Consider the following 14,709-nt stretch of genomic DNA (forward strand, 5'->3'; position numbering starts at 1 on the left):
ATCCGTCGAAGGTGGGAGCTTAAGCTGCTGCCGGCAAGGGGGAGATTTCGATGAAGTACGGACCGCTCGGCCGCTCGGGCCTGATCGTCAGCAGGATCTGCCTCGGTGGCAATTCCTGGGGGGCTAAGGGCCGTCGCGGCTGGGGTAAGTTCGACGAGACCGAGGCGCCGGCCTACTTCAAGCGTGCTCTCGATGTCGGCATCACCTTCTTCGACACGGCGGACACCTACAATTTCGGCCGATCCGAGGAGATCATGGGCGCCACGCTCATGAAGATGACGAAGCGCGAGGAGATCGTGCTCTCGACCAAGGTCGGCATCCGGATGAGCGGCGTCGCCAACGACGTAGGCACTGGCCGCAAGCATCTGATGGCGTCGGTCGATGCCCAGCTCAAGCGTCTGCAGACCGACTATATCGACGTTTATCAAGTCCACCGCCTCGATCCGCACACGCCGATCGAGGAAACCATGTACTCGCTCGACCAGATCGTGCGCTCCGGCAAGGTGCGCTACATCGGCGGTTCGACCATGCCGGCCTACAAGTTTGCGCAGATGGTGATGGTGGCTGACTGGAAGGGCTATGCAAGGCCGATTGCCATGCAGAATCTCTACAACCTCATCCAGCGTGAGGAGGAGCGGGAGATGAACCGGCTTTGCCACGAGCAGGGTGTCGGCCTCATCCCCTATTCACCACTGGCGCGCGGGTTCCTGGCTGGCAATCGCAGCAAGGAAGGCGGGGGCAGCACCGAGCGCTCGAAGAACGATACGGTGGTGCAGGCCGGCACTTATCGCGACAGCGACTGGGAAGTCGTGAAGCGCCTGAAGAAGATCGCCAAAGCCAAGGATGCGACGCCTGCCCAGGTGGCGCTCGCGTGGCTGTTGCACAAGCCCTACATGGGCGCGCCGATCATCGGCGCGACCGGGCTGGACCAGCTCACTTCGGCCGCGAAGTCGACCGACATCGTGCTGACCGCCGAGGAGTGCAAGGCGCTCGAAGAGCCCTATCAGTTCCGGGTGTCGCCGGAGAGCTGACTGCGCCGGGCGATCGCCGCCGAGAACCAGAAGGCCAGCAGCGGCAGGAACACGGCGGCCGCCCAGAAGACGGGCGGTGCACCCCAGCGATCGACGATCGGCGCGGCGATGGGCACGCCGATCGCCTGACCGACGAACAGACAGAGCGCGAAGAGAGCCATGCCGGCGCCACGGGCCTCCGGTGCCATCTGCGTACCGTTGGTCTGCAGCGTGTTGTGCAGCATGTAGAACGACACGCCCGAAACGACGATGGCGGCGAACTCGACCTCGGCGGTCGGTGCGAGCGCCATCGCGGCAAAGGCGATGCCGAGGCCAGCTCCACCCCAAGTACAAAGCCCGCGTTCGCCCAGTATGCGCACGAGATGGTGGGCCACCATGACGTAGAGGAAGCCACCGGCGCCGAAGGCCGCGACGGCGAGGCCGATCGCTGCGAAGCCCATGTCGAAACGCTGATGCAGGTCGGCGCCGACGAAGGTGAAGGCTCCCCAGAAGACGCCGCCTTCCAGGGCAACGACGATGATGACGGTGAGAGCCCAGGGCCGTCGCAGGACACGGAACATCTGTCCTATCATCGACCCCTGGGTGCGTTCGGTCCGCCGGGCGATCTCTGGCCGCGCGCGCATGACGGCGAACAGGGCGACGCCTGCCATGACATAGATGGCGGCCAGCACCCAGAAGACCGAGCGCCAGCCCAGCCAGTCGCCGATCGCACCGCCCAGCGCCGCGCCTGTCATCAGGCCGAGGGTCTGGCCGGTGAGGAAGCGGGCCAGCGTGGCCTGGCGCTTCTCGTAGCTCACATTGTCGCCCACCCAGGCGATGGCGAGCGGGATGATGGCGGAGCCAGTTACGCCGGTCAGGAAGCGCGCCAGGGTGAGCATGTCCAGCGAGCCTGCAACGGCGCTGAGGAGGCAGCAGGCAGCCGCGCCGATGCAGGCGATGGCAACTACCGGCATCTTGCCGTAGCGGTCGCCGAAGGGGCCATGCACCAGCACGAATACGCCGTTGGCGAACAGGAAGGCCGTAGCGGCGATCGAGGCTTCGCCCACCGTGACGCCAAAACTGGCAGACAACTGCACCAGCAGGGGGTCGATGACGCGCATGTTGGCCGCTGAAGCGAAGGCCGCCACCGACAATAGGACGATCGCGAGCGGCGGGGCGGCCGTTGGGGCGGCGGGGGCAGACATCGGCTGCGGGCTTAGCGGTTCGGCTTCGTAAAGGAAAGGTCTCTTGGCCGTTGGCAGCAATGTCTTATGGTTAGGAGATGATGGAAGAACTCCTCGTCCTCGCCCGCGATCCACATGCCTGGGCCGCTTTGGCCACCCTGGTGATCATGGAAGTCGTGCTGGGCATCGACAACCTGATCTTCATCTCGATCCTGACCAACAAGCTGCCGGAGGAAAAGAGATCGAGCACCCGGCGGATTGGCATCGGTCTTGCCGTATTCCTGCGGCTCGGCCTGTTGAGCGGCGTCGCTTTCATCGTGCAGCTTACGACGCCGATATTCTCCCTGTTCGGTCATGGTTTTTCCTGGCGTGACCTGATCCTGATCGCAGGTGGCCTGTTCCTGATCTACAAGGCGACCAGCGAGATTCACGACCATGTCACGGCCGAGGAAGAGCGCGAAGCCGACGCCGATACTGGCGGTACGGTTGTCCGCGCGACGGTCGCCGGTGTCATCGGCCAGATCCTGATCCTCGACCTGGTCTTCTCGCTCGACAGCATCATCACTGCGGTCGGCATGACCGACGACATTCCGATCATGGTGATCGCGGTCGTCATTGCGGTCGGGATGATGCTGCTCGCGGCCGATCCGCTGGCGCGCTTCATTGGCCACAATCCCACGATCGTGATGCTGGCACTGGGGTTCCTGCTGATGATCGGTGCCACGCTGATTGCCGACGGCATGGGCGTCCATGTACCCAAGGGCTACATCTACGCCGCCATGGCTTTCTCGGGGTTGATCGAGGCCCTGAACATGCTGGCGCGACGTGCGCAGCGCAGGCGTCCGCTGCGCAAACGCCCCCGCTGACGGCACGCTGACAGACCGAGCGGCGACGCGCTAAGCTCGCCGCATGAAGCTCGAGAATCGTATTGCCATCGTGACGGGAGCCGCGTCGGGCATCGGCGCCGCTTCCGCCCGTCTGTTCGCCGCCGAGGGTGCCCGTGTGGCGCTGGTCGATCTCGACGAGGCCGGCATCCTCGATGTCGCGGCGGAAATCGAAAGCGAGGGTGGCCATGCGCTTGCCATCGCCGCCGATGTCAGCCGTGCGGAGCAGGTGCGAGGTGGCGTTGCCCATGTCATGGAGCAGTGGGGCCGGATCGATGTGTTGATGACAGCGGCCGGTGTTTCATTGGGCGGCACGGTCGACACCGTCGACGAGGCCACCTGGGACCGCACCTTCGACATCAACGTCAAGGGCACCTATCTCTGGATCCATCATGCCATCCAGCCGATGATTGCTGCCGGTTCGGGCGCGATCGTCACGGTGGGATCGCAGCTCGCGCAGTCGAGCCCGGGCCGCAACGCCGCCTATGTCGCTTCCAAAGGCGCCATCGCTTCTTTCACCAAGACCATGGCGGTCGACCATGCGGCGCAGGGTATCCGCGTCAACGCGTTGATGCCGGGTGTCATCGATACGCCTATGCCGGTCCGTTCGCTGAAGCGCTACGCCGACCCCGAGGCGATGCGTGCCTTCTGGAAGCAGCGTCACCCGATGGGCCGCATCGGCAAGCCGGAGGAAGTGGCTCGCGCCGCGCTCTTCCTGGCAAGCGACGACTCGTCCTTTGTCACCGGCACGCTGCTGTTCATCGACGGCGGCTGGACGGCGCACTGATGCCCCGGAAGCTCTCTGCCCAACAGATCGCCCAGTACGAACGCGACGGCTATGTCTGTCCCGTCGATGCTTTTTCGACGGAGCGGACGTGCGCCTGGCGTGACAGGCTCGAGGCCTTCGAGCGGGCACAGGGCCAGAAAATGACGCGCGGCCACAACTTCAAGCCGCATCTCCTCTTCCCCTGGGTCGACGAGATCGTGCACGCGCCCGAGGTGCTGGATGCCGTGGAGGATCTGATCGGACCCGATATCCGGCTGTTCCATCTCACGGTGTGGCCCAAAGACGCCGGCTCCGGTGCCTATGTGAGCTGGCACCAGGACGCGACATATTTTGCGCTGGAGCCGGCCTGTCATGTCACCGCGTGGGTGGCGCTCACCGACGCGCCTGTCGAGGCGGGTTGCATGGAGGTCGTGCCGGGCTCGCACAAGCTCGGCCAGCTCCCGCACGCGGAGATGCAGGATCCCGAAAACCTGTTGTCGCGCGGTCAGGAACTGGCGGTCGACGTCGATCGTATGAAGACAGCCTTCATGCCGGTGAAGGCGGGCCAGTTCTCGCTGCACCATACGCATCTCGTCCACAATTCACGGCCCAACCGATCCAACGATCGGCGCATCGGGCTCGGCATCAGCTATATCCCGACCTGGGCGCGCTGCACTTCGGCCACCCGGGTGACAGCGATGCTGGTGCGTGGCGAGGACAAGTACCGGCACTTCGACGACGAGCGTCGTCCGACGCAGGAAGCTGGCGCGGAAGAACGCGCTTTCCATGCCGACGCCGTCGCGCGCTTCCGGGCCATGAACGCCAATGAAACCGAGAACAAAGTAGCGGTCGTCAAGAGGTAGCCATGCACACGATTCGTCTGCCGTATCACGACCGCTACGCCTATTCGCCCATCACTGAACGCAAAGACTATTCTTGGCCCGAGGGTAAACGGCTGGCCGTCTATCTCGGCCTCAACATCGAGCATTTTGCGTTTGGAGCGGGCGAGGGACATCTGCTCACGGTCGCCAATCCGCCGCCTGATCCGCGAACCTTTGCCTGGCGCGACTACGGTAACCGCGTCGGTGTGTGGCGCTGCCTCGACCTGTTCGACGAACTCAATCTGCCGGCCGCGCATTTGATCAACACCACTGTGTTCGACTATGCGCCGCAGATCGTCGATGCCCTGAAGGCGCGCGGCGATGAATTCATTGGGCATGGCCGCACCAATGCCGAACGGCATGGCCATATGTGGGAGGCCGACGAGAAGCGCTTCCTCGAAGAAGTACGCGACGCCATCGAGAAGGCGAGCGGCAAGCGGCCCCGTGGCTGGATGGCGCCCTGGATGGCTTCGACGCGCTGGACGCCGGATCTCCTCAAGGAGGTGGGCTTCGACTTCCTGATGGACTGGCCCGCCGACGACCAACCGCTCTGGATGAAGACACGCTCGGGCCCGCTGATGAGCGTGCCCTATCCGATCGAAATCAACGACAGCCCGCAGGTACTGGTGCGCCACCACACGCCCGAACAGTTCCGCGACTTCATCATCGGCCAGTTCGAGGAGCTGCTGCACCAGTCGGCCAAGCAGCCGCTGGTCTGCGGCATTGCCCTGCACACGATGATCGTGGGGCAGCCCTATCGGCTGCGCATGCTGCGCGAGGCGCTGCAGCACATCGCCAACCACCCGCAGAAGGACAAGGTCTGGTTCACCCGGCCCTCGGACATCTACGATCATTGCGCGGCGTTGCCCAAAGGCACGATGGTGCCGCCGCCGGCCTAGACCCTACTCGGGGCTGACGATGACGCCCAGCTGTTCGAGAAGTTCCGTTTGCTGGCTCTCGCCGATCATCAGCCCGGCATAGCCGGAGAGCACGACGAGGTTCAGTCCGGAAATCGTCGTGCCCCGAAGATCGGCGCGGGTCAGGTTGGCTCGTTCCCATTCGACCTTTTCGAGTGAGCAATCGCGCAGGATCGCGTCGGTGAGATTGACGTCGAACAGGGCTGTGTCGAGAAACTTGCAGGTCTGGAACTTGCAGGTTTCGAGCGACACGCCGGAGAAGTCGGTGAAGGTGAAGTTGCAAGCCTCGAAACGTGCCCGCGTGATGATCACCCGCTTCGAGACGGCCTTGGTGAACGTGGAAGCGTGAAAGCGCACCCCGCGGAAGCTGCACTCCCTGGCCCGGAAGTCGTGCATGTCGCAGCGTTCGAACGCGCCGACCGCGAAGTTGCACTTCTCCGCTTCGACGTCCCGCAGATCGCAGAAGGCGAAGGTGCATCCCTTCTTCTGGTCGGTGTCGAAAAAGCTGGTGGCCTGAAACCGGGCGCCGGGGAACTTGCAACTGGCAAACCGGCCGGGTGAAAAGCGGCAATCCTTGAACTGCGCCCCGGAAAAATCGGCGCCGCGGATGGCCGGCAGGTCGAAGGTGCAGCCCTCGAAGCGGCACTCCGAGAGGTCGAGGTCGTCGAATGTTACCTCGGAGGTAAAGGCCACTCCCTGGAAGGCGCGGTCCGTCGCCGCCACGTCCGTCAGCTCGTCCTGGCGAAGCGGCTTGCGTGCAGGATCGGCATTTGTCATCGGAAAGTCCTCATCGAGGGGCTGTCTTTGTAGCGGCTTCGGCTATGTTCGTCCTGCTTCTGCGTGGAGTGTCCTGTCGATGAATTCCCTGCCGCTCGCCGGGTGGCTGGCCCAGGCGGGCCTGCGCAACATGCCGCTGGAGGACATGATCGATGGCTTCGGTCGCCGCCTGAACGAGGCTGGCCTGGAGGTCGAACGCCTTTTCGTTGGCATGAACACGCTGCATCCCATGATGCGGGCGCGCAGTCTGATCTGGGATCGCGGCCATCAGGTCACCAGGCATTTCGAGTTTGCGCATGAGGAGATCGATTCGCTTCTGGTCCGGCAGAGCCCGTTCGCGGCTATGCTGCGCGACGGTCTGACCGAACAGCACTACCGGTTCGATACGGGGGCCGACGTGCCCAACTTGCCGGTTTTCGAGGAACTGCGCGCTGCGGGAACAACCGAATGGATGGGCTGGGTCCTGCCGTTCGGTGAGCTTTCGCCACGGATCGGCGGCGCGACCGACGTCGAGCATGCCGAGTCGGCATGGCTGGTGGTTTCTGCAGCGACGAGACGGCCGGGCGGCTATCGCATGGAGGATGCCGCTGAGCTCAGGCAGGCGGTTCCCGTCTTCGCCGTCGCCGCGAAGGCTGCGACAGCGCGGGCCATCAGCCATGGCCTGCTGGCGGCCTATCTCGGCAACGATCCGGCGAGCCGCGTGCTGGCCGGCACCGTGCTACGCGGCGAGGTCCAGAGTGTCGAGGCGGTGCTGCTTCTCGCCGATCTGCAGGGCTTCACCGCGCTCGCCGATACGATGCCCGGTCGAGACCTGATCCTGCTGCTCGACGATTATTTCGGCTGCATGGTCCAGCCGGTCGTCAGGCATGGCGGCGAGGTGCTGAAATTCATGGGCGACGGGTTGCTGGCGGCCTTCGGCGTCGTGCTCGACCAGCGTGCCGCCGTCTGCGCCGATGCGCTGGAAGCGGCGACCGAAGCGCTGGCGCTCATCGAGCGGATAAATAGGGGCCGGCGCACAGACGGCCAGTCGGCTGCTGGGCTCGATGTCTCGCTGCATATCGGCAAGGTGCTCTACGGCAATGTCGGCAGCGATACGCGGCTCGACTTCACGGTGATCGGCCCCGCCGTCAACGAAGCGTCGCGCATCGAGGCGCTATGCCAACCGCTCGGCCGCCCGCTCCTGATGTCGCGGGCCTTCGCCGAGGCCGCGACCTCGAGCCGTGACCGGCTGGTCTCGCTCGGCCATCATCGCCTGCGTGGCGTTCGCGAGGAGACCGAGCTGTTCGGTCTTGCCTGATCTTTACTTGCCGTACACAGCGCTTTCGAAGGCGTAGAACAGCGGCAGTGACTTCACGTCGGCGAAGGGCAGGATCTGCGTGATGTAGACGCCGCCGACGCCCTTCTTCTGGTCGATCCAGTAGTAGGTGTTGGCAAGGCCGGCCCAGGCGAGCCCACCGGCGGAGCGGCCGGTTGGTGCTTCCTCATTGTTGATCATGAAGGAGAGGCCCCACTGCTTGTCGAGGCCGGGGAAGAATTCGGCATCGTTCGAGAAGGGGGGCGCCGCTGTCTTCAGCAAGGTCACGCGCGACTCGCCCATGGCATTCTTCGACATGGTCGCCACGGTCTCGGGCTTCATCACGGCCTTGCCGTTGTCCGCCTTGCCCTCGTTCAGCATCATGCGCACGAACTTGAGATAGTCGCCGGCCGTCGAATAGAGACCACCGCCACCCATCTCGAACTCCGGCTCCTGCGGGATTTCCAGCGCCGGATCGGCCGTCAGCGCGCCGTCGGGGCCACGGTGATGGATCTTGGCCATCCGCTTGCGCATGCCGTCGGAGATATGGAAGGCCGTGTCGTTCATGCCGAGCGGGCCCAGCAGATCGTCGCGCAGCACCTGGCCGAGCTTCTTGCCGGCCGCTGCCTCAACCATCTTGCCCGCCCAGTCGATGTTGATGCCGTAGTACCAGCGCTCACCCGGATCGAAGAGCAGCGGCGTGGTCAGTGCCTTGTCCTGGCAGGAGATGATTCCCGGCACGCCCTCGCTCTCCTGATATTTAGCGAGATCGGCATTCCAAATGTCGTAACCGAAACCCGCCGTGTGGGTGAGCAGGTGGCGCAAGGTGATGTCGCGCTTGGCCTTGCGCATCTTGGGCTTGCCGCCGGAATCGAAGCCTTCGAGCACACTCACGTCGCCAAGGGCAGGCAGGACAGCCTTGGCTGGTGTGTCGAGGCCTAGTTTGCCGCGTTCGACCTGCTGCATGGCAGCGGCGCCGGTCACCGCCTTGGTCATGGAAGCGATCCAGCCGACGGTATCGGGCGTCATCTCGGCGGCGTCGCCCAGCACGCGCTTGCCGAAGCCGCCTTCGTAGGTCTGTCCCTTGCGGTCGGTCGCGACGGCCACCACGCCGGGTACGTCGCCCCTGGCGACCGCCTCTTTCAGAACTTTGTCAGCCTGTGCCTTCATGGCGTTTCCTCCTCTTGAACTCAGCCCCCGTAGAGATAGTTCGGCAGCCAGAGCGTCATGCCCGGCCACACGTACATGATCACCATGCAAACGATGACGATCAGCATGTAGGGCATCATGCCGCCAAATATTTGGTTGATCGTCACATGCGGCGGCGACACGCCCTTGAGATAGAAAGCCGACATCGCGACTGGCGGCGACAGGAACGCGGCCTGGAGGTTCACGAACACCAGGGTGCCCCACAGGATCGGGTCGATGTTGTAGTGCTTCAGGAGCGGCAGGAAGATCGGCACGAAGATGATGATGATCTCCGTCCATTCCAGCGGCCAACCCAATATGAAGATGATGGCCTGCGACAGGATCATGAACTGAAGCGGCGTCAGGTTGAGCGACAGCGCCCAGCGTTCGACGAGTCCCTGGCCGCCGAGAATAGCGAAGACAGCCGAGAAGAGCGCGGAGCCGACGAACAGCCAGCAGACCATTGCCGTCGTCTTGGCGGTCAGGAACACGGCCTCCTTGGTGCGCTTCCAGTCGAGCGTGCGAGCCTGGAAGGCAAGCAGGAAGGCGCCGGCGGCGCCGACGGCGGCCGACTCGGTGGCTGTCGTGATACCGAACAGGATCACTGCCAGCACGACCGCGGTCAGGATGCCGAGCGGCATGACCGAAGCGGTAAGGAGCTTCAGCACGGTGAAACGTGCTGCATCCATACGCCAGTAGTAGCGCAACACCGCGAGCAAGGTCAGCGCGGCGATGATGGCGAACCAGATGTAGAAAGCGTTCGATGGGCCGGCCTCGCCAGGCGCTGCTTCCGCAACGGCGGCCGCGCCACCGAGGGGCTGCAGCCCGGCCGCTTCCGGCGCATCGATGGTCTTCTTGTGGATGACAACGTACCACCAGGCGCCGCCCAGCGTGACTGCTGCCACCAGCAGGGGCACCAGCGCCACGACGAAGTTATAGGCGATGCCGAGATAGCCCAGCGGCTTGCCGTCTGCCTCGATGCCCCGTCCGCGAGCCGGTGCGATCAGCGCCCGGGCGAGACCGACCAGCATGTTGCGCGAATAGGCCGCCTGCAGGCGCTCGACCCAGCTCGGCACCGGTACCCTTGTCTGTTCTTCGGGCAGCTTGGGGGCAACGCGGGGATTGATCGTGGCCCAGCCCAGGACATAGACGAGATAGAGAAGCGCCAGGAAGAAGCCGGGGAACATCGCCGCCGCGTAGAGCTTGACGACCGACTGGCCGGCCACCGCGGCGTAGACGATGATCATCACCGAGGGCGGGATCAGAATGCCCAGGGTGCCACCGGCCGTGATGACGCCCGCGGCGAGCTTCACGTCATAGCCAGCTCGCAGCATGGGATTCATGGCGATGACGCCCATCAGGACCACGACGGCGCCGACGAGGCCGCTGGCGATGCCCCAGAAGGTGCAAACGATCAGCGTTGCCACGGCAAGCGCCGCCGGTACGCGGCGGAAGGCGAGCTGGATCGAATAGAACATCTTGTCGACGAGCGCGCCGCGTTCCATCACGTAGCCCATCAGCACGAAGAGCGGGATGGAGATCAGCACGTCGTTGGTCATGGCGCCGTAGGTGCGCTGGACCATCAGGGCGAACACCTTGTTGTCGGCCCAGGACTGCGTGGGATCGTAGAAGGCGATGAAGCCGAAGAAGATGCCCAGTCCCATCAGGGTGAAGGCCGTCGCGAAGCCCATCATGATCACGACCACGATGAGACCCAGCATCAGCAGGCCGAGGGCGGGATCGCTCATATCTTGTTGTCTCCGCCCATGCCGCGCTGGCGTGCCGCTTCGTCGATCTGTGCCGCCCGTGCGATGGCGAGCTGGCGGGCGTCGTCGTCGACATACTCCGAGTGGGCGAGCTGCTCCTCGACGACGTCGATCTCGCTCACGTCCTTCAGCCGTGCCGGCCAGACACCGGTCTTCAGGCAGACGATGCAACGCACCACTTCGGCGACGCCCTGCAGCAGCACGAACGCGCCGGCAATCGGGATGATGGTCTTGAAGTGATAGACCGGCGGTCCATCGGCAGTGACGTTGGAGTGCTCGCGAATGCGCCAGGAATCACCGGCATATTCCCAGCCGGCGTAGAGGAGGGCGGCGATGCCGGGAAAGAAGAAGACGAAGTAGAGGATCAGGTCGAGCGTCGCCTGGGTGCGTGGCCGCATCGAGCTGTAGAGGAAGTCGCCGCGTACGTGGGCGTTCTGCGCCAACGCATAGGCGCCGCACAGCATGAACAACGAGCCGTAGAGCATGTTGTTGAGGTCGAAGATCCAGGCAGTCGGCGCATTGAGGATGTAACGCTTGAAAACTTCGAGGCAGACCACGGCCATCAGCGCAATGATCAGCCAGGCGGCCGCCTTGCCGACCCAGGTGCTGATGCCGTCGATGGTGTGCAGGAAGCGTTCGACCGTCATGCAAGACACTATAGTTCAAATGGGCGAGGCACCGTCCGGTTCTCCGGGCGGTGCCCCGCAATTTCAGTCGGTCTGGCCTAGAGCCGGATCGGCTTGGCCTGCGGGCCGAAATAGTGGTCGAATGCCATCCTGCGGTTGACCACCGTATCCTGCTCCCACTGCGTCGCGCGCTTAGCGAACGCGACCTGAGACTGCGCGATTTCCTTGAACAGCGCGTTCTCCGCCGACTTCTTGGCGACCACGTCGTCATAGACCTCGAGCTGGCGCTTCAGCACGGCATCGGGCGTCTTGTAGAAGCGGACCTTGTCCTTGGTCTGCAGTTCCACATAGTCCTTTGAATAGCGGTCGATCGCCTTCCATTGCATGTCCTGCGAGGCAGCTTCCACGCCGTTGGCGATGATCGCCCGCAGCTTCTCCGGCAGGGCGTTGTACTTGTCCTTGTTGAACATGATCTCGAACTGCTCGGCGTTCTGATGGTAGCTCTGCAGCATGCAGATCTTCGACACGTCGGCGAAGCCCAGGAGGCGGTCCGACGAGGCGTTGTTGAATTCCGCCGCGTCGAGCAGGCCGCGATCCATCGCCGAGACGATTTCACCGCCGGGCAGCGCGTTGACCGCTGCGCCCATCCCCTGGAACACGTCGATCGAAATGCCGACAGTACGGAACTTCAGGCCCTGCAGGTCCTCGACCTTGGCAACCGGCTTCTTGAACCAGCCCAGCGGCTGTGTCGGCATCGGGCCATAGGGAAACGACACGACGTTGGCGCCGATCGAGGCGTAGAGCTTCTCGAGCAGTTCCTTGCCGCCGCCATACTTGTGCCAGGCCATCAGCATGTTGGCGTCCATGGCGTAGCCCGGACCCGAGCCCCACAGCGCCAGCGCCGTCTGCTTGCCGTAGTGATAGACCAGCACGCCGTGGCCACCATCGAGCGTGCCCTTCGACACGGCTTCGAGCAGGCCGAAGGCCGGCACGACGGCACCCGCGGGCAGGACCTCGATCTTGAGGTCACCGCCGGTCATGTCGTTAATCTTCTTGGCGAAGTCGAGGGCGAACTCGTGAAAGATGTCCTTGGATGGCCACGTACTCTGCCAACGCATGCTGATCGGCCCCTGCGCCTTGACGATTGCAGGGGCTGCAACGGTCGCTGCCGTTGCAACGGCGGCTCCCTTCAAAAACTTGCGGCGTGATTCCTCACCTTTAGACATTGGTTTCCTCCTGTGCTCGGCTTCTGCGTGCCGATGCATTGATGCAGTTAGGATGAACCTTTAGTTGAAGTTCTGTCTAGCTGAATCGCGGCGCGTCACATCATGGTGACGCGGTGAGGCCGACCGTTCGCAGCGCAAAGGCATAGACGATCGCCATCTCGTCGAGCCGGTTGAACCGCCCTGACGATCCGCCATGACCGGCGCCCATGTTGGTGCGCAGCAGGACCGGTCCACCGCCGATCATGGTGGCGCGTAGCCGGGCGACCCATTTGGCCGGTTCCCAGTAGGTGACGCGCGGATCGGTGAGCCCGGCCATGGCCAGAATTGCCGGATAGTCCCGGGCTGCAACATTGTCGTAGGGCGAATAGGAGAGGATGTAACGGAACGCCGCTTCGTCGGTGATGGGGTTGCCCCACTCGGGCCACTCCGGTGGCGTCAGCGGCAGCTTGTCGTCCAGCATCGTGTTCAGCACATCGACGAAGGGCACTTCGGCCACGATGCCGGCGAACAGTTCCCCAGCCCGGTTGGCGACCGCGCCCATCAGCATGCCGCCAGCGCTGCCACCGTGTCCGACGATGCGCTTGGCCGAGGTGTAGCCACCCACGATGAGTGCACGCCCGGCGGCGGCGAAATCGTCGAATGTGTTGGTCTTCTTCTCCCGCTTGCCGTCGAGATACCACGACCAACCCTTGTCAGAGCCGCCGCGGATATGGGCGATGGCATAGACGAAGCCGCGATCGACCAGCGACAGCCGGTTGGCCGAGAACGACGCCGGCATGGCCATGCCGTAGGAGCCGTAGCCATAGAGCAGCAGCGGCGCGCTGCCGTCCTTCTTGAAATCGCGGCGATGCAGGATCGACACCGGTACTTCTGCGCCATCGTGTGATCGCGCGAGGATGCGCGTCGTCGCGTAGTCGGCGGGATCATGACCAGAGGGGATCTGCTGGCGTTTGCGCAAGGTGCGCTCGCGGCTCGCCATATCGTAATCATAGACCTCGGCCGGCGTAGTCATCGACGAATAGACGAAGCGCAGCGTCGTCGTGTCGAACTCGAAGCCACCTGCCATGTCGAGAGAGTAGGCGGCTTCGTCGAAGGCGATGACATGCTCGCCGCCCCTGTCGAGTTCGCGGATCACGATCGAAGGCAGGGCGTTCGACCGCTCCAGCCGCACGAGATGGCCGGCGAACAGCTCCATGCCGAGGATGTAGACGCCAGGCCGGTGCGGGATCAGCTCCTGCCAGTTCGCGCGGCCGGGCATTGCGAGCGGCGCGGTGGCGATGCGGAAGTCGATGGCGTCGCCTTCGTTGGTGAGGATGAAGAGCTCCTCGCCACGATCGGCGACGCTGTAGCGAACACCTTTCTGTCGCGGCGCGATCAGGCGCGGCGTCGCGTCCGGTGTGGAGAGATCGAGCAGGTGCTGCTCGGTCGTGTCGTGGTCACCACCCGCGATCACGCAAAAGCGGCCGCTCGGGCTTTCCTCGATATGAGTGAACCAGCCGACGTCTTTCTCTTCGTAGACGAGGACATCGTCGTCCTGCGGCGTGCCGAGGCGATGGCGAAAGACCTTCAGCGGCCGGTGACTGTCGTCGACCTGGACGTAATAGAAGAACGAGGAGTCACGTCCCCAGACGATCCGGCCGCCGGTTTGTTCCAGCGTATCGGGCAGGTCTTCGCCGGTGTCCCAGCGGCGCACGCGCAGGGTGAAGAATTCGGAGCCGCGCAGGTCGGCGCTCCACGCGACGAGCCGATGGTCCGGTGAGTGGCGCGTGCCGCCGAACTTGAAATAGTCGGACGCCTTGGCCAGCGCGTCGCCATCGAGGATGGTCTGCATGTCGCCGCCGTTGCGCGCCGTGCGGCCGATCTGCTCGTGCTGGCCGCCCTCGCGGAACTTCCAGAGATAGGCGAAGGGACCGTCCGGTGTCGGCACGCCGGAATCGTCTTCCTTGATGCGGCCGCGCATCTCCGCGACCAGGACCTTCTGCAGGTCCTGAGTCGGGGCCAGCAGCGCTTCGGTGTACTGGTTCTCGGCCTCGAGATAGGCGCGGATGTCGGGATCGAGGAGCGACGGATCGCGCAGAACCTCCTGCCACTTCTCGTCCTTCAGCCAGGCATAGTCGTCTTCGACGGTGATCCCATGGAGGGCGCGCGGCGAGGGGCGCCGCGGCGCGATCGGCGGTTTGTTCATTCGTC

General features: G+C 64.1%; 13 protein-coding genes. 6 read left to right on the forward strand and 7 right to left on the reverse strand.

All coding sequences use genetic code 11. From position 1 onward, the window contains the following. The first annotated feature begins 50 nt into the window (after positions 1-50). Positions 51-1,031, forward strand: a complete 981-nt coding sequence (locus EPO50_RS08560; RefSeq protein WP_296342937.1) for an aldo/keto reductase — start codon at positions 51-53, stop codon at positions 1,029-1,031. On the opposite strand, the gene EPO50_RS08565 is transcribed toward EPO50_RS08560, so the two are convergent. After that, positions 1,004-2,215: an MFS transporter gene (locus EPO50_RS08565; protein WP_296342939.1), complete on the reverse strand. Its 1,212-nt coding sequence runs from the start codon at positions 2,213-2,215 to the stop codon at positions 1,004-1,006. The two genes, EPO50_RS08560 and EPO50_RS08565, sit on opposite strands and share 28 nt — an antisense overlap. An 80-nt stretch (positions 2,216-2,295) precedes the next feature. On the opposite strand from EPO50_RS08565, the gene EPO50_RS08570 reads away from it, so the two are divergent. Genes EPO50_RS08570 through EPO50_RS08585 form a run of 4 tightly spaced genes read left to right on the forward strand, consistent with a single transcriptional unit; the run spans position 2,296 to position 5,624 of the window. Further along, positions 2,296-3,060 (forward strand): TerC family protein, encoded by a 765-nt coding sequence (locus EPO50_RS08570; RefSeq protein WP_296343395.1) that lies wholly within the window; start codon positions 2,296-2,298, stop codon positions 3,058-3,060. Between the two features lie 43 nt (positions 3,061-3,103). Continuing rightward, on the forward strand, positions 3,104-3,865 hold the full coding sequence (locus tag EPO50_RS08575; protein WP_296342941.1) for an SDR family oxidoreductase: 762 nt from the start codon (positions 3,104-3,106) through the stop codon (positions 3,863-3,865). Next, positions 3,865-4,707 (forward strand): phytanoyl-CoA dioxygenase family protein, encoded by an 843-nt coding sequence (locus EPO50_RS08580; protein WP_296342943.1) that lies wholly within the window; start codon positions 3,865-3,867, stop codon positions 4,705-4,707. The genes EPO50_RS08575 and EPO50_RS08580 overlap by 1 nt, the downstream gene beginning before the upstream one ends. A 2-nt stretch (positions 4,708-4,709) precedes the next feature. Continuing rightward, positions 4,710-5,624 (forward strand): polysaccharide deacetylase family protein, encoded by a 915-nt coding sequence (locus EPO50_RS08585; RefSeq protein WP_296342945.1) that lies wholly within the window; start codon positions 4,710-4,712, stop codon positions 5,622-5,624. 3 nt (positions 5,625-5,627) lie between these two features. Here the strand turns inward: EPO50_RS08585 and EPO50_RS08590 are convergent, their stop codons facing one another. After that, positions 5,628-6,419, reverse strand: coding sequence for a pentapeptide repeat-containing protein (locus EPO50_RS08590; protein ID WP_296342946.1), 792 nt, complete (start codon positions 6,417-6,419; stop codon positions 5,628-5,630). Positions 6,420-6,498: 79 nt separating this feature from the next. On the opposite strand from EPO50_RS08590, the gene EPO50_RS08595 reads away from it, so the two are divergent. Further along, positions 6,499-7,716: an adenylate/guanylate cyclase domain-containing protein gene (locus EPO50_RS08595; protein ID WP_296342949.1), complete on the forward strand. Its 1,218-nt coding sequence runs from the start codon at positions 6,499-6,501 to the stop codon at positions 7,714-7,716. A 3-nt stretch (positions 7,717-7,719) separates the two neighbouring features. On the opposite strand, the gene EPO50_RS08600 is transcribed toward EPO50_RS08595, so the two are convergent. From EPO50_RS08600 to EPO50_RS08620, 5 genes are all read right to left on the reverse strand, one after another. Then, positions 7,720-8,883, reverse strand: coding sequence for a serine hydrolase (locus tag EPO50_RS08600; RefSeq protein WP_296342951.1), 1,164 nt, complete (start codon positions 8,881-8,883; stop codon positions 7,720-7,722). 20 nt (positions 8,884-8,903) lie between these two features. After that, complete coding sequence (locus EPO50_RS08605; RefSeq protein WP_296342952.1) at positions 8,904-10,649, reverse strand: TRAP transporter large permease subunit; 1,746 nt, start codon at positions 10,647-10,649, stop codon at positions 8,904-8,906. Beyond that, on the reverse strand, positions 10,646-11,314 hold the full coding sequence (locus EPO50_RS08610; RefSeq protein ID WP_296342953.1) for a TRAP transporter small permease subunit: 669 nt from the start codon (positions 11,312-11,314) through the stop codon (positions 10,646-10,648). The genes EPO50_RS08605 and EPO50_RS08610 overlap by 4 nt, the downstream gene beginning before the upstream one ends. A gap of 77 nt (positions 11,315-11,391) precedes the next feature. Further along, complete coding sequence (locus EPO50_RS08615) at positions 11,392-12,519, reverse strand: TRAP transporter substrate-binding protein (protein WP_296342955.1); 1,128 nt, start codon at positions 12,517-12,519, stop codon at positions 11,392-11,394. Between the two features lie 100 nt (positions 12,520-12,619). After that, positions 12,620-14,704: a S9 family peptidase gene (locus tag EPO50_RS08620; RefSeq protein ID WP_296342957.1), complete on the reverse strand. Its 2,085-nt coding sequence runs from the start codon at positions 14,702-14,704 to the stop codon at positions 12,620-12,622. Between the last annotated feature and the right edge of the window lie 5 nt (positions 14,705-14,709).

Source organism: Reyranella sp. (genome assembly GCF_004297405.1).
GTDB lineage: Bacteria > Pseudomonadota > Alphaproteobacteria > Reyranellales > Reyranellaceae > Reyranella.